This window comes from Aeromonas sp. 55A (genome assembly GCF_051919665.1).
In the GTDB taxonomy this organism is placed as follows: Bacteria; Pseudomonadota; Gammaproteobacteria; order Enterobacterales; family Aeromonadaceae; genus Aeromonas; species Aeromonas veronii.
The window spans coordinates 2,674,339-2,691,293 of sequence record NZ_JBQBEH010000008.1 but is presented as its reverse complement, the minus strand read 5'-3'; the positions used below and the strand labels follow the sequence as shown (position 1 = coordinate 2,691,293).

The following is a 16,955-nucleotide window of genomic DNA, read 5'->3' as shown; positions in this document are numbered from 1 at the left end:
GCAGCGCAGCTCATCATTCAACCAGCTACTTACCAAAAAATTAATATCACTTTGTACCAAAAAAATGGCTCCCCCCGATTGCCAAGGACTCATAACGCCCGCAAGCTAGTCAGGACGACAGGAATAACGCGGCTTAGCCTCTGTTTTTCCTGACAAGAGTTCGCCCTTTGGCAAGGGTAATCAACGCGCTATCTTGTTTAATTTCGGAGGAAATAATGAGTCTGATTCAAGAGTTCAAAGCCTTTGCCGCCCGCGGCAACGTCATCGACATGGCGGTCGGTATCATCATTGGTGCCGCCTTCGGCAAAATTGTCTCCTCTTTTGTCGGTGACGTGATCATGCCGCCCATCGGCCTTATCCTGGGCGGCGTGGACTTCAGCGACCTGGCGGTCACCCTGAAGGCCGCAGAAGGTACAACACCCGCCGTGGTCATCGCCTATGGCAAGTTCATCCAGACCATCATCGACTTTCTGATCATCTCCTTCGCCATCTTCATGGGACTGAAGGCCATCAACACCCTCAAGAAGAAGCAGGAAGAGGAAGCCGCCGCCCCGGCAGGCCCGACCAAGGATCAGGAGCTGCTGACCGAGATCCGTGATCTGCTGAAATCCCAACAAGGGAAATAAGCGCCATCTCCTGTCGTGTAGAGATAAAAAAACCGCCTGCTGGCGGTTTTTTGTTTTTGGGAGGCCAGCCACTCAGGCTCTGGGGTGGTGCTCCCCGTGCAGCACCTTGAGTCGCTCGTTGGCCACATGGGTGTAGATCTGGGTAGTGGAGAGATCCGCATGGCCCAGCAGCATCTGTACCACTCGCAGGTCGGCGCCGTGGTTGAGTAGATGGGTGGCGAAGGCGTGGCGCAAGGTATGGGGGGATAGCTCGCCGTTGATCCCGGCCCGCAGGGCATAGAGCTTGATGCGGTGCCAGAAGGTCTGGCGGGTCATCATACGGGCCTGCTTGGAGGGAAATACCACATCCGAAGTGGTGCCCCCCAGCAGCAGGGTGCGGGCCTCCCGGTAGTAACGCTCCAGCCAGTGCATCGCCTCCTCGCCCATCGGCACCAGCCGCTCCTTGTTGCCCTTGCCGACCACCCGCACCAAACCCTGACGTAAACTGACATGCTCGGCGGTGAGCCCCACCAGCTCGGAAACCCGCAAGCCGGTAGCGTAGAGCAGTTCCAGCATTGCCTTGTCCCGCAACTCCAGCGGGTCATCCACCAGCGGCGCACTCAGTAGAGCTTCCACTTCCGTTTCGCTTAAATCTGAGGGGAGTTTTTTCGGCAGCTTGGGCCCCTCCAGCAACACGGTCGGATCATCGCTGCGCAGCTTCTCACGGTTGAGATACTGATAGAAACGGCGCAGGGACGAGAGAAAGCGGGCGGTGCTGCTGGCCGCAAACTGGTGATCGACCCGCCAGGCGAGGTAGTGCTGGATCTCGTCCATCCCCGCCAGCAGCAGCGAGCCCCCCTGCTCGTCGAGCCAGAGGGAGAACTTCTCCAGATCGCTGCGATAGGAGCTGACCGTGTTGTCAGACAATCCCCGCTCCAGCCAGAGGGCGTCGAGGAAGGGTTCAATCAGGGGATGGGGGTCGGGTTTGCTCATGGTGCGCTGCAATCAGGGGATCGATGGCCCATTGTAACGCGCCAACTCCTTGGAAAGACAAGGCACTTTCATTGGAAAGATAAGGCACGTTTGCCACGCCCCTTGCCGGGCGGTGAAGGTCGAATGGCAATCTGCTAGACTGGCGCCCTCCCCTTACGTTACCCATCGTGTTGCCAACATGGCGCAGCCCACACGAGCATGCGAGAACGCGCCAAAGCACGCGAGAAAGCGCCAACAGAGAGTAGAGCGATGAAGATTGGTCTGTTTTACGGTTCCACCACCTGCTACACCGAGATGGCTGCCGAGAAGATCCGCGCCCTCATCGGCCCCGAGCTGGTGGATATTCACAATATCAAGGATGTCTCCCTGCGCCGGATGGAGGATTACGAGATCCTGATCCTCGGCATCTCCACCTGGGATTTTGGCGAACTGCAGGAGGACTGGGAGTCCCGCTGGGAAGATATCGCCGACCTCCATCTGGAGGGACGCATCGTGGCCCTGTTTGGCCTCGGCGATCAGCTCGGTTATGGCGAATGGTTCCAGGACGCCCTCGGCATGCTGCACGATCAGCTGGTGCCAAAAGGGGTCAAGCTGGTGGGCTACTGGCCCAACGAAGGGTATGAGTTCGATGCCTCCAAGGCACTGATCGACGATGGCCGTCACTTCGTTGGGCTGGCGCTGGACGATGCCAATCAGTATGACCAGACCGATCCGCGCATCGAACAGTGGGTCGAACAGATCCTGAGCGAAATCCACGCCCTGCTCTGATCTTTCCCACGTTTTGGCAAAACGACCCTGAGCGCCTGGCCCTGGCCGCCGGGCGCAGTTATCGCACCGATTTTCTCAATCGGTATCATCGCATGACGCTATAGCGACTTTTTTGTGCTGGTCTGCAACAATGGACTCGACATCCCATAACAATCAGAGCCGGATGTCGGAAGCAAACGGACAGACCAGAAAAGGATATTCTATGACCCCATTCTCCCTGTTGGCCCCCGCCATCGCCCGTGACGTGCTCGATCACGCGCTGGCGCTGGGTGCCGATTTTGCCGAGCTGTTTGTCGAGCGCAAGCGCCGCAGCCAGCTCAGCCTGCTCTCCAGCCAGATAGAGAACATCAGCGGTGGCCTCGATTTCGGCATCGGTGTGCGCCTCTGTTACGGCCACAAGGTGCTCTACGGCTACACCAATCTGGCCAGCCGCGACGAGCTGCTGCGCATCGTCACCCTGCTGGCGGCCAAAGACCGCCGCGACCCCGTGGTGACCGCCACCGCCTTCGATTTCACCCGCCTGAGCGATCGCAACCCGGTCGCGCTGCCCCTGTCGGCCGACAAGCTGCTGGAGCAGAAGATTGCCTACCTGCACGCCATGGATGCGGTGGCCCGCGCCGAGAGCGACAAGGTGAGTCAGTTCTCCGGCAACGTGCTGGGCTGGGAGCAGGAGGTGGAGATCTTCAACAGCGAAGGGGTGCAAGTCGCCGATCGCCGCCACTACAACCGCATCATGGCCCAGACCATCGCCATGGAAGGGAGCGAGCAGAGCGTCGGTTACGAGGCCCCCGGCGCCCTGATGGGCTGGGAGCATGCCGATCGCATCGATCCGCGCGAGCTGGCCCTCACTGCCACCCGTCAGGCGCTGGTGAAACTGGGCGCGGCGCCCTGCCCAAGCGGCACCCTGCCGGTCATCATGGAGAACGGCTTTGGCGGCGTAATCTTCCACGAGGCGTGTGGCCATCTGCTGGAGACCACCTCGGTGGCCAAGAAGGCGTCGGTATTCCACGACAAGATGGGCCAGCTTATCGCCAATCCGGTGGTCAATGCGGTGGACGAGGGACTGCAAGGCAACGCCTGGGGCTCCATCAACGTCGATGACGAGGGGATGGCGACCCAGCACACCCAGCTCATCAAGGACGGCATGCTGACCGGTTTTCTGGTGGACAGAATGGGCGCCCTCAAGACCGGTTATGCCCGCACCGGCTCCGGGCGGCGCGAATCCTACAAGTACGCCCCCACCTCGCGCATGCGCAACACCTATATCGAACCGGGCAACCACAGCCTCGACGATATGCTGGCCACCGTCGAGCATGGCATCTACGCCAAGAAGATGGGGGGCGGCTCGGTACAGCCCGGCACCGGTGAATTCAACTTCAATGTGCAAGAGGCCTACCTCATCGAGCACGGCAAAATCACCAAGCCGCTCAAGTCAGCCACCCTGATCGGCACCGGCCCGCAGGTGCTGAAAGAGATCTCCATGGTGGGCCGCAATCTGGCGCTGGCTGCTGGCATGTGCGGCTCGGTCTCGGGCTCGGTGCCCACCTCGGTGGGCCAGCCGGCCCTCAAAGTGGACAACATTCTGGTGGGAGGGAACGCCTGATGAGCCAACTCGACATGAACCAACTGCTCACCCGCCTGCTGGATAAAATGGCCGACCTTGGTGCCGAGGCAGACATCATCGCCAATCAGGAGAAGGCCTTCTCCCTCAAGGCAGACAAGGGCGAGCTGGGTGAATACAAGGTCACCAGCAGCCAGCAACTCGGTATTCGCCTGATAAAAGAGGGTCGGGTCGGCATCGCCTACTCGGAATCCCTCGATGAGCTGGCGCTGGATACCATGCTGCAGGATGCGCTCGATGCCAGCCGCTTTGCCAAGGTGGATCCGGATCAGCGCATCTCGGTGGCCAATAGCCGGATCACCACAGATTGCGCCGAGATCAACCAGCCCGATACCACGCCGGTTGAGGAGAAGATCGCTCTGGCCCTGCGCCTGGAATCTGACATGCTGGCCATGCCCGATGTGAGCGGCGCTCCCTACAACAGCTTCTTCGAAGGTGAGAGCCAGATCTGGCTCGCCAACAGTCAGGGCACCCTCTGCCAGCACGGCGAGTTCAGCGTCGGCTGCTACACCTCGGCGCTGGTGGAACGGGATGGCCGCCAGTCGATGCACTCGCAGGGGCAGTATGGCCGCCGCTTCGACGAGCTGGATAGCCAGGCCCTGATCGAGCAAATCTACGCCATCGCCGATGGCCTGCTACCCGGTGAAGCAGTGCCGAGCGGTCGCTACAGCGTCATCTTTAGCACCAACTGCTTTGCCAGCCTGTTTGGCTGCTTTCAGGGCGTGCTGTCGGGCAAGTGGGCCCAGCAGGGGATCAACCCCTGGCGCAGCAAGGTCGGCCAGAGCGTGGCGTCACGCTGGCTTACTCTGGAGAGCCGGGTCTATATGCCAGGCGGCATGAACATCAAGGCGTTTGATGGCGAGGGAGCTGCCAGCTCGGATCTGCTGCTGATTGGCGAAGGGGAGCTGAAGACCCTGCTCCACAACAGCGCCACTGCCCGCCACTTTGGCGTCGCCAGCAACGGCTCGGCCGCTCGCGGTGCCCGCAGCGCCCTTGATGTGACCGCTCGCCACCTGGTGTTTGGCGCGGGCCCCCACTGCGAAGCGGAAGTGCAAAGCGGCGACTATCTGGAGCTGGTCAAGCTGGATGGCCTGCATTCGGGTGCCGATGCGGTGAGCGGCGACTTCTCCTTTGGCGCGTCGGGTTTCCTCTGTCGCGATGGCGTTCGCCTGCAGCCGGTGCGCGGCATCACGGTAGCGGGTAACTTCTATCGCCTGCTGGGCGAGCTGGAAGCGGTCGGTGACACCCTGCACCACAACGATGGCAAGGGCTTCTACGCCCCGCAGATCCGTTTTGGCGGGCTCTCCGTCGCAGGCAAGTAAACGCCCCAACGAAACCTGTAAGTAAGAAAAAGGCGCCTGATGGCGCCTTTTTCTCGTTATCTCGTCCGCCTTGAGGCCTGACTCAGGGCGAGAGCGGCTCGCGATGATACTCGGCGCAGCCGCATTCGGGGCAGGTGTCGAGCTGTTGTGGGTGCAGCACGGTATGGCGCCAGCCACACTGGTCGCACACCATGACCCCGAGCCCTACCCAGTCACCCGCTTCGTAAACACCCTTGTGCTCCAGCTCGTCGGCCAGCTCGCGCCACTCCACCTGGGCGCGGTCGGTCACATCCGCCAGCCAGGACCAGGCGGTGTCTTTGAGGGCCAGCATAAAGGCAGACTCTTCCACCTGTGCACTATCGTCATGGCGCCCCTCGTCATAGTTGCCCAGATCCCGCTTCACGTACTCGGCAATGAGCGCCAGTTCGTCTTGGGTCAGGTCGCTGGCAGCCTCCAGATAGGCCTGCACCTTGGCAATCATCCGGTTGAGGCGCTCCCCCTGGAACTCTTCAGTCTCTTGCCACTGTTTTTGCAGCTCGGCAATGAAGGCTTCGTACCCTTTTTGACGTTTGTCCATGGCTCTAACTCCTCTACTAAACCCTGATCTGGCCCGGCTTAAGGCCCAAGGGACGCTGGCGGTTGTTGCCGCCGCAGGATATGGGTATTCTATTGCGATTTCCCAGCTGATTTATCTATTCATTTCACAGATCCGGATGTCACCAATGCAAGAGCAATACGTTCCCCAATCAATCGAACCAGCAGTGCAAAAGCACTGGGATGCCAAGAAAACCTTCAAGGCCGTGGAGAAGGTAGACAAGGAGAAGTTCTACTGCCTGTCCATGTTCCCCTATCCGTCTGGTCGACTACACATGGGGCACGTTCGTAACTACACCATAGGTGATGTGATCTCCCGTTATCAACGCCTCAATGGCAAGAACGTGCTGCAACCCATAGGTTGGGATGCATTCGGTCTGCCGGCCGAGAACGCCGCGATCAAAAACAATACCGCACCGGCGCCCTGGACCTACGAAAACATCGAATACATGAAGAACCAGCTGAAGATGCTGGGTCTGGGTTATGACTGGGATCGTGAAATCGCCACCTGCAAACCGGATTACTACCGCTGGGAGCAGTGGTTCTTCACCAAGCTCTACGAGAAGGGTCTGGTCTACAAGAAGACCTCCTCCGTCAACTGGTGCCCGAACGACATGACAGTGCTGGCCAACGAGCAGGTAGTCGACAACTGCTGCTGGCGCTGTGACACCCCGGTGGAGCAGAAAGAGATCCCCCAGTGGTTCATCAAGATCACCGACTACGCCGAAGAGCTGCTCAACGACATCGACAATCTGGAAGGCTGGCCAGAGATGGTCAAGACCATGCAGCGCAACTGGATTGGCCGCTCCGAAGGGGTCAACATCAGCTTCAATATCGAGGGTCAGGCTGAGCAGCTGGAGGTCTACACCACCCGTCCGGACACCTTCATGGGCGTGACTTATGTCGGTATCGCTGCCGGCCATCCGCTGGCCCTGCAGGCCGCCGAAAACAATCCGGAGCTGGCCGCCTTCATCGAAGAGTGCAAGAACACCAAGGTCGCCGAAGCGGAACTGGCTACCATGGAGAAGAAGGGCATGGCCACCGGCCTCTATGCCATTCACCCGCTGGATGGCCGCAAGGTACCGGTCTGGGTCGCCAACTTCGTGCTGATGAACTACGGCACCGGCGCCGTGATGGCGGTTCCAGCCCACGATCAGCGTGACTTCGAATTCGCCACCAAATATGGCCTCGACATCAAGGCGGTGATCAAGCCGGTTGATGGCGACGTCGACGTGAGCGACGCCGCTTACACCGAGAAGGGCGTGCTGTTCAACTCCGGCGAGTTCGACGGTCTCGACTTCCAGGGCGCCTTCGATGCCATCGCCAGCAAGCTGGAAGGGCTGGGCAAAGGCAAGCGCACCGTCAACTACCGTCTGCGTGACTGGGGTGTCTCCCGTCAGCGTTACTGGGGCGCCCCCATCCCGATGCTGACCCTGGCTGACGGCACAGTGGTGCCGACGCCGGAAGACCAACTGCCGGTGCTGCTGCCGGAAGATGTGGTGATGGATGGTATCCAGAGCCCGATCAAAGCTGATGCCGAGTGGGCCAAGACCACCTACAACGGTCAGGAAGCGTTCCGCGAGACCGATACCTTCGACACCTTTATGGAGTCCTCCTGGTACTACGCGCGCTACTGCTCTCCGGACTACGACAAGGGCATGCTGGATCCGGCTGCTGCCAACCACTGGCTGCCGGTGGATCAGTACATCGGCGGTATCGAGCACGCCTGTATGCACCTGCTCTACGCCCGCTTCTTCCACAAGCTGCTGCGTGACGCGGGTCTGGTCAACAGCGACGAGCCGTTCAAGCGCCTGCTCTGCCAGGGCATGGTGCTGGCCGACGCTTTCTACTACAAAGACGAGAAGGGCGGCAACGTCTGGGTCAGCCCGACTGACGTCAAGGTAGAGCGTGACGAGAAGGGTCGCATCACCAAGGCCATCGACAACGAAGGTCGTGAGGTAATGCACTCCGGCATGACCAAGATGTCCAAGTCCAAGAACAACGGCATCGACCCGCAGCTGATGGTCGAGCGTTACGGCGCCGATACCGTCCGTCTGTTCATGATGTTCGCCTCTCCGGCAGAGATGACCCTGGAGTGGTCCGACTCCGGCGTAGAGGGCGCCCAGCGCTTCCTGCGTCGCCTGTGGCGCGTCACCTTCGAACACGTTTCCGGTGGCGCCGTTGCCGCACTGGATGTAGCTGCTCTCACCAACGAGCAGAAAGCGGTACGCCGTGAACTGCACAAGACCATCGCCAAGGTAAGCGATGACGTGGGTCGCCGTCAGACCTTCAACACCGCCATCGCCGCCATCATGGAGCTGATGAACAATCTGGCCAAGCTCGGCAACGACGAGCAGGACCGCGCCCTGATGCAGGAAGCGCTGGAAGCCGTGGTAGTCATGCTCTACCCCATCACCCCTCACATCGGCTTCGAGCTGTGGAAGATGCTGGGCAAGGGCGACGACATCGATCACGCAGCCTGGCCGGTGGCCGATGAAGCGGCCATGGTCGAGACCGAGAAGCTGGTGGTGGTGCAGATCAACGGCAAGATGCGCGGCAAACTGACCGTGCCGGCCGAGATCAGCCAGGCCGATGTCGAGAAGCTGGCGATGGCCGATGCCTCCGTGCAGAAGTTCACCGACGGGCTGACCGTGCGCAAGGTGATCTATGTACCTGGCAAGCTGCTCAATATTGTCGCTAACTGATCGGTTGCCAACTGATGTCATACCATTTGGCGACCTTGGCTGACTGTGTGGCCACTCATGGGTAACGACTTACCGGCCCATGACAGCTCAACATTGTCGCTAACTAATTGGCTGCCAACTGATCATTGCCAATCTGTGACAGCAAACGGATGATAACGGCGGGCCCTGCGCCCGCCGCTTTCCCTTAATGCAAAGAGGATTTTCTATGGGCACCATCTTCACCCGCTGGATGGCCATCGTGCTGGCTGGTCTGCTGCTGCAAGGCTGCGGCTTTCACATGCGCGGCAACGGCATTCCGAGCGAGCTGATGACCATGAAGGTCGTGGGCGACAACAAGAGCGACTTCTACCGGATGGTTACCACCCGCCTGAAGGCCTCCGGCGTGACCCTGGCCGACAAGGAGGGCATTCCGGTGCTCACTCTGGGCGGCGTAGGCAGCACCAGTCAAGTCGCCTCGGTCAACGCGCTGGGGACGGACACCGAATATGTGCTGGGCTTTGGTACCCAGTTCACCATCTCGGTACCGGGCAAGCCGACTCAGGTCTTCCCCATCAACTTCAACCGCAGCTTCCTCAACAAGCCGGATGCAGCGCTCGCCTCCTCCCGTGAGCAGGAGCAGCTCAACCGCGAAATGCAGGAGCAGGCGGCCAATCAGGTGATCCGGCAGTTGAGTCAGGTCAGCTTCTGATGCGGATTTACCCGGAACAATTTGGTGACCACCTCAAAGCAGGGCTTCGGCCCTGCTATCTCGTTTTTGGCGACGAGCCCCTGCTGCGACTGGAGGCCATCGACGCCATCCGTCAGATCGCCCGCAAGCAGGGTTTCGATGAGCGCCACACCTTCGTGGTGGAACAGGGGCTGGACTGGAATCAGGTCTACGATGCCTGTCAGGCCATGAGCCTCTTCTCCGCCCGCCAGATCATCGAGCTGGAGCTGCCCGCCAAGGTGGACAAGGATCTCGCTGCCCGCATCAGCGAAATTGGCAAGCAGCTTCATCCCGACCTGCTGCTGGTGCTGAGTGGCGGTCGCCTCAACCAGACCCAGATGAAGGCAGCCTGGTTCGACAAGCTCTATCAGATTGGCACCTATGTGCCGGTCAACCACCCCGAGCCCAAGTTCTTCCCGCGCTGGATGAGTGCCCGCTTTGCGCGTTTCGGCCTCAAGGCGCTGCCGGATGCCATCAACTTCATGTGCCACTCCTACGAGGGCAACCTGCTGGCCGCCAGCCAGGAGATCGAGAAGCTGACCCTGCTCTCGCCGCCCCAGCCCATCAGCGTCACCTATCTGCAAGAGACCATTATCCGCCACGCCCACTTCACCCCGTTCCAGCTGGTCGATACCCTGCTGGAGGGCAAGGTGAACCGGGCCCAGCGCATTCTGGCCGCCCTGCGGGCCGAAGGTACCGAGCCGGGGATGCTGGCCTGGGCCCTCTGCCGCGAGCTGGAGCAGCTGACCGAGCTGTCGCTGGCGATGCGCAACGGCCAGCCGCTGGGTGAGCACTTCAGCCGCCTGCGCATCTGGCAGAGCCGCCAGCAGCTCATTCAGCAAGCGCTGACCCGCCTGCCGTTTGCCAAGTTGCAGCAACTGTGGCAGCTGATGGCCCAGCTGGACGATGCCCAGCGCCGCTTCGATACCGAACAGGCGTGGCTGATGCTGCAGACCATTGCCCTCGGCTTTCGTGATGGCACCCCGCTGCCGCTGGTGATGGAGAGTGCGCCATGCTGAAGGCGCCTGTCGGTTTGCTTGGCGGCACCTTCGACCCCATCCATATCGGTCATCTTCGCCCGGCCATCGAGGCGCGCGATGCCCTCGGGCTGGCCGAAATGCGGCTGATCCCGAACCATATCCCGCCCCACCGTGACAATCCGTTCTGCTCCAGCGAACAGCGCCTTGCCATGGTTAAACTGGCGGCGGCGGAGAACCACCACTTTGTGGTAGATGAGCGGGAGCTGAGACGGGACAAGCCCTCTTACACCATCGATACCCTGATCGAGCTGCGTCGTGAACTGCCCGATACGCCGCTCTGTTTTCTGATGGGGATGGATTCCCTGCTGAGCCTGCCAAGCTGGCACCGCTGGCAGGAGCTGCTCGACCATGCCCATCTGGTGGTGAGCGTGCGGCCGGGCTGGCAGCCGGATTATCCGGCCGAGGTGGCGCAGCTGCTGGCGCGCCATCACACCACAGATGCCAACGCGCTGCATCTGCGTCTGGCCGGTCATATCTGGCTGGCGGACAACCAGCCCATCGAACTGTCAGCCACCCGACTGCGGGCCTTGCTGGATGGGGGGCAAGACACCCGCTACCTCTTGCCCGAGTCGGTTGCGCACTATATTGATCAACAGGGGCTCTACCGCGCCAACCGCTGCTAGCCCCTGTCGTAATCCCGCCCCATCCGATGGGAAACGGGAGTGACCATGATATAATCCGCCGCCCTGACGCAAACGCTGCGCGCCGGAATACAGGAGAGACTCATTGCAAGGCCAAGAATTGCATGCCTTTATCATCGACAAGATCGATGACATGAAAGGCCGCGACATCATCACCCTCGATGTACGCGGCAAATCCAGCATTACTGACACCATGATCATCTGTTCCGGCAACTCCAGTCGTCACGTCAGCGCCATTGCCCACCATCTGGCCAGCGAGGCCCGCCACGCGGGTCTCGATCTACTGAGCGTGGAAGGGCAATTGAGCGGTGAATGGGTGCTGGTAGATATGGGCTCGGTGATCGTGCATGTGATGCAGGATGAACACCGTGACTTCTACCAACTGGAAAAGCTGTGGAGCGGTGCCGCTCAAATGAATACGCAATAAGAGCACAAGTGTAACGACCATGAAGATCCAGTTGATTGCGGTGGGCACCAAGATGCCCGCCTGGGTAGAGCATGGCTTCGAAGAGTATCGTCGCCGCTTCCCCAAAGACATGCCGTTTGAACTCGTCGAGATCGGCGCAGGCAAACGGGGCAAAAATGCCGACATTCCCCGCATCCTGCAGAAGGAAGGGGAAGCCATGCTGGCGGCTGCGGGGCGCTCGCGCATCGTCACCCTCGACATTCCGGGCAAGCCCTGGACCACGGAGCAGTTGGCGACCCAGCTGGAGGCGTGGAAACTCGATGGCCGCGATGTCGCGCTGCTGGTAGGCGGGCCGGAAGGCTTGTCACCCGAGTGCAAGGCTGCCGCTGAACAGAGCTGGTCACTGTCACCGCTCACCCTGCCCCATCCGCTGGTGCGGGTGCTGGTGGCAGAGAGCCTCTATCGGGCCTGGAGCATCACCACCAATCATCCGTATCATAGAGAGTGAGCCATGCGTCTCTGGAGTCTCACCTCTCATATTCACCCCTATCACAGAGAGTGAACAATGCAGTTCCTGCTCTTATTGCCCCCAAGGGTCTTGAGGTAAAGGCATGCTGAAACAACGCATCGAAATGCGCGATCACAGTGCCGAGGGCAATCTGTTCTTCCGGCGCACCCTGGTAGCCTACATCGGTATCGTCGTGCTGATGCTGGTGCTGCTGGGCAATCTCTATTATCTGCAGGTCGAGTCCTACGACACCTACCAGACTCGCTCCAACTCCAACCGCATCCGCGTGGTACCAGTGGCGCCGCCACGGGGCCTCATCTATGACACCAACGGTGTGCTGCTGGCGGAAAACCGCCCGGTCTACAGTCTGGAAATCGTGCCGGAAGAGACCAAGGATCTCGAAAAAACTGCCGACCAGCTGATCACCCTGCTGGGTCTGCCGGAAGGCACCAAGGAGAAGTTCCTCGCCGAAGTGAAGCGCCAGCGCCGCTTCAAGCCGGTCCCCCTCTACGAGAAGCTGACCGAATATCAGGTGGCCCTCTTCTCGGTCAACCAGCATAACTACCCGGGTGCCAGCATCGAGGCCTACCTCAAGCGCTACTACCCGTTTGGTGACACCCTCACCCACGCTTTGGGCTATGTGGCCAAGATCAATACCCGTGACGTGGAGCGCCTCGAGAAGGAAGAAAAACTCGCCAACTATGCGGCCACCAAGGATATCGGCAAGCAGGGGGTGGAGAAGTATTACGAGGATGAGCTGCACGGCGTGGCGGGCTATCAGGAGGTCGAGGTGAACAACCGCGGCCGGATTGTCCGCACCCTCAAGTTCCAGCCGCCTATTCCCGGCAAGGATATCTACCTCAATATCGACGTCCGGATGCAGCTCAAGGCCCAGCAACTGCTGGCTGGCCAGCGCGGTGCCATCGTGATGATGGACCCGAAAACCGGCGCCATCCTGGCCCTGGAGTCGAGCCCGAGCTACGACCCCAACCTGTTCGTGACCGGTATCTCCAGCGCCAACTACTCGGCGCTGCTCAACGATCCGGCGCGGCCACTGGTGAATCGCACCACTCAGGGCATTTATGCCCCTGCCTCCACCGTCAAGCCCATGATGTCCATCATGGGTCTCAACGAGGGGGCCATCACCCCGGGCTACCGCTATTTCGGCGGCCCGAGCTTCTCCATTCCCGGTACCACCAAGAAGTTTCGCGACTGGCGCCGCTGGGGTCATGGCTGGCTCGACGTCTATCGCGCCATCGAGGTCTCGGCAGATACCTACTTCTACGATCTCGCCTATCGGGTCGGCATCGACAAGATCCACAGCTATATGACCAAGTTCGGCTTCGGTCAGTACACCGGGGTCGATCTCTATGAAGAGACCAAGGGTGTCATGCCGTCCCGTGACTGGAAAATGGCCCGTTGGCGCCAGCCCTGGTATCAGGGTGACACCATCTCTGTCGGTATCGGTCAGGGCTACTGGAGCGCCACCCCGCTCCAACTGGCCAAGGCGATCAGCATCCTGACCCAGAATGGTCACGACGTCACCCCGCACCTGCTCAAGAGCACAGCCTCCCAGGCGGGGGTAGTCGATGCCCCCATCAACCCCAATATCGCCCTCAAGCTCAAGAACGACAGCTTCTGGAAAGTGGCGCAGGATGGGATGTGGCGAGTCAACCATGGCAGTGAAGGCAGTGGCCGTCACTCGTTTGCCAAGGCGCCTTACTCCTCAGGCGGCAAATCGGGCACAGCCCAGGTAGTCGGTTTGAAGGAAAATCAGGTTTACAACATCAAGACGGTCAAGGCGGAGCATCGCGATAACGCTTTGTTCGTTGCTTATGCCCCCTTCGAGGCACCCAAAGCGGTGGTAGCTCTGGTACTGGAAAACTCCATCGGAGGTGGTGGTGGTCGAGCTGCATCGCCCATTGCTCGCCAGATGCTGGATGCCTATCTGCTGCCCCCTGATCCGCAACTGCCACCGGCACCGGAAAAGCCGTCCCAACCGAGTGAGGTCGCTCCCAATGAGTAATTCTGCCCGCCAGCAGAGCATCTGGTACAAGCTGCATATCGACTTGCCCCTGCTGCTCGGTCTGCTGGCCGTGATGACCCTCTCCATGGTGGTGCTCTACTCCGCCTCCGGTCAGGATATGGACTCCATCGTGCGCCAGCTGGTGCGCGGCGGTCTCGCCTTTGCTCTGATGATCGGCCTGGCCCAGTTGCCCCCCTCCCTCTACGCCCGCTGGTCGGTGCCGCTGTTCGCCGTGGTGGTGCTGATGCTGATTGCGGTGGACGTGTTCGGTCACATCGGCAAGGGGGCCCAGCGCTGGCTCGATCTGGGCTTTATGAAGTTCCAGCCCTCCGAGGTGATGAAGCTCTCCATGCCCATCATGGTGGCCGCCTGGCTCAGTCGCCACTCGCTGCCCCCCAAGTTCAGCCATGTGGTGATCGCCCTCATCATGGTGCTGCTGCCCACCCTGCTGATCGCCGCCCAGCCTGACCTTGGCACCTCCATTCTGGTGGCCGCCTCCGGCTTCTTCGTCATCTTCCTGGCGGGGCTCAGCTGGTGGCTGATCGGCTTGGCGGTCCTGCTGATGCTGGCCTTTATGCCGGTACTCTGGTTCTTCCTGATGCACGACTACCAGCGCCAGCGGGTGCTGATGCTGCTCGACCCGGAGAAAGACCCGCTTGGCCGCGGCTATCACATCATCCAGTCCAAGATTGCCATCGGCTCCGGCGGCGTCTTTGGCAAGGGGTGGCTGCAAGGGACCCAGTCCCAGCTGGAGTTCCTGCCCGAGCGCCACACCGACTTCATCTTCGCGGTATTCAGCGAGGAGTTCGGTCTGGTGGGGGTTGCCCTGCTGCTGGTGCTCTACCTCTACGTCATCAGCCGCTGTCTGTTTATCTCGATGCAGGCCCAGAACAGCTTCGAGCGACTACTGGGCGGCGCCATCACCCTCACCTTCTTCGTCTATGTGTTCGTCAACATGGGCATGGTGAGCGGCATCCTGCCGGTGGTGGGGGTGCCCCTGCCGCTGGTGAGCTATGGCGGTACCTCCATGGTAACCCTGATGGCCGGATTCGGTATCCTGATGTCCATTCAGACTCATAGAAGGCTGCTCGCCTGATGAGACGGGTTGGATTGCTGATTTATCTCGTCACCACGATGGCGACCGCCGCCGTGGCGCCGGATCGGTTGGCCCTGCTCGCCGAACAGCAACAGGTGCCGCTGGCGGAGTTGCAGGCCGCCGTCGCCCGCGCCCAGTTACGGCAGGAGGTGCTCGACACCATCAGCAAGCCGTGGGAAGCCAAGCCCTGGCATCGCTACCGGCCGCTGTTCGTTACCCCGGATCGCATCCGTGACGGCCAGCAGTTCTGGCAGCAACATGCCCAGACGCTGGCCCGCGCGGAGCAGACCTATCGGGTGCCCGCCTCGCTCATCGTGGCCATCATAGGGGTAGAAACCTTCTATGGTCGCCAGATGGGCCGTCATCCGGTGCTCGATAGCCTCTACACCCTGGGATTTCACTACCCGGAGCGCAGCGACTTCTTTGCCAAGGAGTTTGCCCAGCTGGTGGTGCTGGCCAAAGAGGAAGGGTGGCAACTCGATACCCTCAAGGGCTCCTATGCCGGCGCCATGGGGATGGGGCAGTTCATGCCCTCCAGCTACCGCCACTACGCCATCGATTTTGACGGGGATGGCAAGCGGGATCTGTTTGCCAACCCGGTCGATGCCATCGGCAGCGTGGCCAACTATTTTGCCCGCCACCAGTGGCGTTGGGGCGAATCCGTGGTGGAACCGGCCCAGATCGGGTTGATGGCAGTCGAACCTCTACTCAGGCCTGAGCCCGAGTTAACACAACAGTGGTCAGAACTGGCGGCGGCAGGGATTGAGCTCGCCACGCCGCTGGCCCCACAGACGCCGGTCAAGTTGCTGGCGTTTGCCCAAGCCGATGGACCGGAATACTGGGTCGCACGGCATAACTTTTATGTGATCACCCGTTACAATCGCAGCCCACTCTATGCGATGGCGGTGTATCAACTTAGCCAAGCCATTCAGGAAGCGTATGCATCTTCGTCACAAACTCCTCCCGCTCAGCCTGAGCTTGTTGCTGGCCGCCTGTAGCAGCCAGCCGGAACAGAGCGCCCCCATCGAGCCGCAAGCACCGGTCAGCAAGCCACCCGTTATCGAGATCCCGCAAGCCACCGGCGCCATTCCGCGCCCCGAGCCCCTGAGTGCCAGCGGCAACCGGGACTACTGGATCGGCAAGCAGAAGCACGAGGTGTGGCGCGACATCAAACACTACAGCGAAGAGGGCACCGCCAGCTGGTTGTCGCCGGATCTGGACGGCCAGAAGACCGCCAACGGCGATGTGCTGGACAGCAAGCTGTTCAGTGCCGCCCACCGCAACCTGCCCATCCCGAGTTATGTGCGGGTCACCAATCTGGACAACGGGCTGGAGACCATAGTGCGGGTCAACGATCGCGGCCCGTTCAACAGCCCGCGCCTGATCGACCTCTCCTACGCAGCGGCCAAGCAGCTGGAGATGGTCGACAGCGGTGAGGCCCGAGTACGACTGGAGCTGATCAGCGACACTCCGGATCAGATGGTGATCATGGAGCCGATGAAGCCCATCGAAATGACTCCGACCACTCCGGCTGCGGCCTCCAACACGCTGTCGCAAGATGGCTTCCTGGGTGAACCAACCGCACTGGCGATGGCCACTCCCGCCGCCGATCCGGCTCCTGTCAAGGCACCCGCCGCCAAGCCCGCCAAAGCGGTACCTGTCAAGCCAGCACCAGCCAAGGCTGCAGCGCCCGCCAGCAGTGGGGATGGCAAGATGATCCAGGTACTGGCCAGCGGCTCCCGGGATCGGGCCGAGGCGATGGGCAAGGTGATGACCCAGCGTTACGGCGTGCCCTACCGGATCGATGCCCATGGCGCCATTTTCCGGGTGCTGATTGGCCCGGTCGCCGCCGACCAGCAGGCAAGTGTGCTGGAAAAAGTACGTCAGGGCGGGCTGGAACAGGCCTTTATCGTGCCCTGATCGC

The 16,955-nt window shown here is 60.8% G+C and carries 16 protein-coding genes; 14 read left to right on the top strand and 2 right to left on the bottom strand.

What is annotated here, in order from left to right; translation table 11 throughout:
- Positions 1-215: 215 nt before the first annotated feature.
- Positions 216-626, top strand: a complete 411-nt coding sequence (gene mscL / locus ACTG2G_RS16585; protein ID WP_042054731.1) for a large-conductance mechanosensitive channel protein MscL — start codon at positions 216-218, stop codon at positions 624-626.
- 72 nt (positions 627-698) lie between these two features.
- On the opposite strand, the gene xerD is transcribed toward mscL, so the two are convergent.
- The gene (gene xerD / locus ACTG2G_RS16580) at positions 699-1,598 is read right to left on the bottom strand and encodes a site-specific tyrosine recombinase XerD (protein WP_439985643.1); all 900 of its coding nucleotides are present in this window, start codon (positions 1,596-1,598) and stop codon (positions 699-701) included.
- A gap of 249 nt (positions 1,599-1,847) precedes the next feature.
- Here xerD and fldB point away from each other — a divergent pair, with 249 nt between their 5' ends.
- From fldB to ACTG2G_RS16565, 3 genes are all read left to right on the top strand, one after another.
- A complete protein-coding gene (gene fldB / locus ACTG2G_RS16575) occupies positions 1,848-2,366 on the top strand; it encodes a flavodoxin FldB (RefSeq protein WP_005335151.1) in 519 nt (172 codons plus the stop codon).
- Positions 2,367-2,568: 202 nt separating this feature from the next.
- A complete protein-coding gene (locus tag ACTG2G_RS16570) occupies positions 2,569-3,969 on the top strand; it encodes a TldD/PmbA family protein (RefSeq protein ID WP_439985642.1) in 1,401 nt (466 codons plus the stop codon).
- On the top strand, positions 3,969-5,309 hold the full coding sequence (locus tag ACTG2G_RS16565) for a TldD/PmbA family protein (protein ID WP_439985641.1): 1,341 nt from the start codon (positions 3,969-3,971) through the stop codon (positions 5,307-5,309). The genes ACTG2G_RS16570 and ACTG2G_RS16565 overlap by 1 nt, the downstream gene beginning before the upstream one ends.
- A gap of 82 nt (positions 5,310-5,391) precedes the next feature.
- Here ACTG2G_RS16565 and ACTG2G_RS16560 read toward each other — a convergent pair whose 3' ends face one another.
- The gene (locus ACTG2G_RS16560; RefSeq protein WP_005335155.1) at positions 5,392-5,886 is read right to left on the bottom strand and encodes a zinc ribbon-containing protein; all 495 of its coding nucleotides are present in this window, start codon (positions 5,884-5,886) and stop codon (positions 5,392-5,394) included.
- A 145-nt stretch (positions 5,887-6,031) separates the two neighbouring features.
- On the opposite strand from ACTG2G_RS16560, the gene leuS reads away from it, so the two are divergent.
- The 10 genes from leuS (at position 6,032) to ACTG2G_RS16510 (ending at position 16,951) form a co-directional block, all read left to right on the top strand.
- Entirely contained in the window at positions 6,032-8,608 is a 2,577-nt protein-coding gene (gene leuS, locus ACTG2G_RS16555) for a leucine--tRNA ligase (protein ID WP_439985640.1), read from the top strand.
- Positions 8,609-8,813: 205 nt separating this feature from the next.
- Positions 8,814-9,296, top strand: a complete 483-nt coding sequence (locus ACTG2G_RS16550) for an LPS-assembly lipoprotein LptE (RefSeq protein WP_005335160.1) — start codon at positions 8,814-8,816, stop codon at positions 9,294-9,296.
- A complete protein-coding gene (gene holA, locus ACTG2G_RS16545; RefSeq protein ID WP_439985639.1) occupies positions 9,296-10,333 on the top strand; it encodes a DNA polymerase III subunit delta in 1,038 nt (345 codons plus the stop codon). The genes ACTG2G_RS16550 and holA overlap by 1 nt, the downstream gene beginning before the upstream one ends.
- Positions 10,327-10,977, top strand: coding sequence for a nicotinate-nucleotide adenylyltransferase (nadD, locus tag ACTG2G_RS16540; protein ID WP_439985638.1), 651 nt, complete (start codon positions 10,327-10,329; stop codon positions 10,975-10,977). The genes holA and nadD overlap by 7 nt, the downstream gene beginning before the upstream one ends.
- Positions 10,978-11,080: 103 nt before the next feature.
- Positions 11,081-11,422, top strand: coding sequence for a ribosome silencing factor (gene rsfS / locus ACTG2G_RS16535; RefSeq protein ID WP_005335165.1), 342 nt, complete (start codon positions 11,081-11,083; stop codon positions 11,420-11,422).
- Positions 11,423-11,441: 19 nt separating this feature from the next.
- Positions 11,442-11,909: a 23S rRNA (pseudouridine(1915)-N(3))-methyltransferase RlmH gene (gene rlmH, locus ACTG2G_RS16530; protein ID WP_005335166.1), complete on the top strand. Its 468-nt coding sequence runs from the start codon at positions 11,442-11,444 to the stop codon at positions 11,907-11,909.
- A 103-nt stretch (positions 11,910-12,012) separates the two neighbouring features.
- The gene (gene mrdA / locus ACTG2G_RS16525) at positions 12,013-13,935 is read left to right on the top strand and encodes a penicillin-binding protein 2 (RefSeq protein WP_103250745.1); all 1,923 of its coding nucleotides are present in this window, start codon (positions 12,013-12,015) and stop codon (positions 13,933-13,935) included.
- Positions 13,928-15,031: a rod shape-determining protein RodA gene (gene rodA, locus ACTG2G_RS16520; RefSeq protein ID WP_005335170.1), complete on the top strand. Its 1,104-nt coding sequence runs from the start codon at positions 13,928-13,930 to the stop codon at positions 15,029-15,031. The genes mrdA and rodA overlap by 8 nt, the downstream gene beginning before the upstream one ends.
- Complete coding sequence (gene mltB, locus ACTG2G_RS16515) at positions 15,031-16,029, top strand: lytic murein transglycosylase B (protein WP_429077613.1); 999 nt, start codon at positions 15,031-15,033, stop codon at positions 16,027-16,029. The genes rodA and mltB overlap by 1 nt, the downstream gene beginning before the upstream one ends.
- A complete protein-coding gene (locus ACTG2G_RS16510) occupies positions 15,971-16,951 on the top strand; it encodes a septal ring lytic transglycosylase RlpA family protein (RefSeq protein ID WP_335819894.1) in 981 nt (326 codons plus the stop codon). Before mltB ends, ACTG2G_RS16510 begins: the two co-directional genes overlap by 59 nt.
- Positions 16,952-16,955 lie beyond the last annotated feature (4 nt).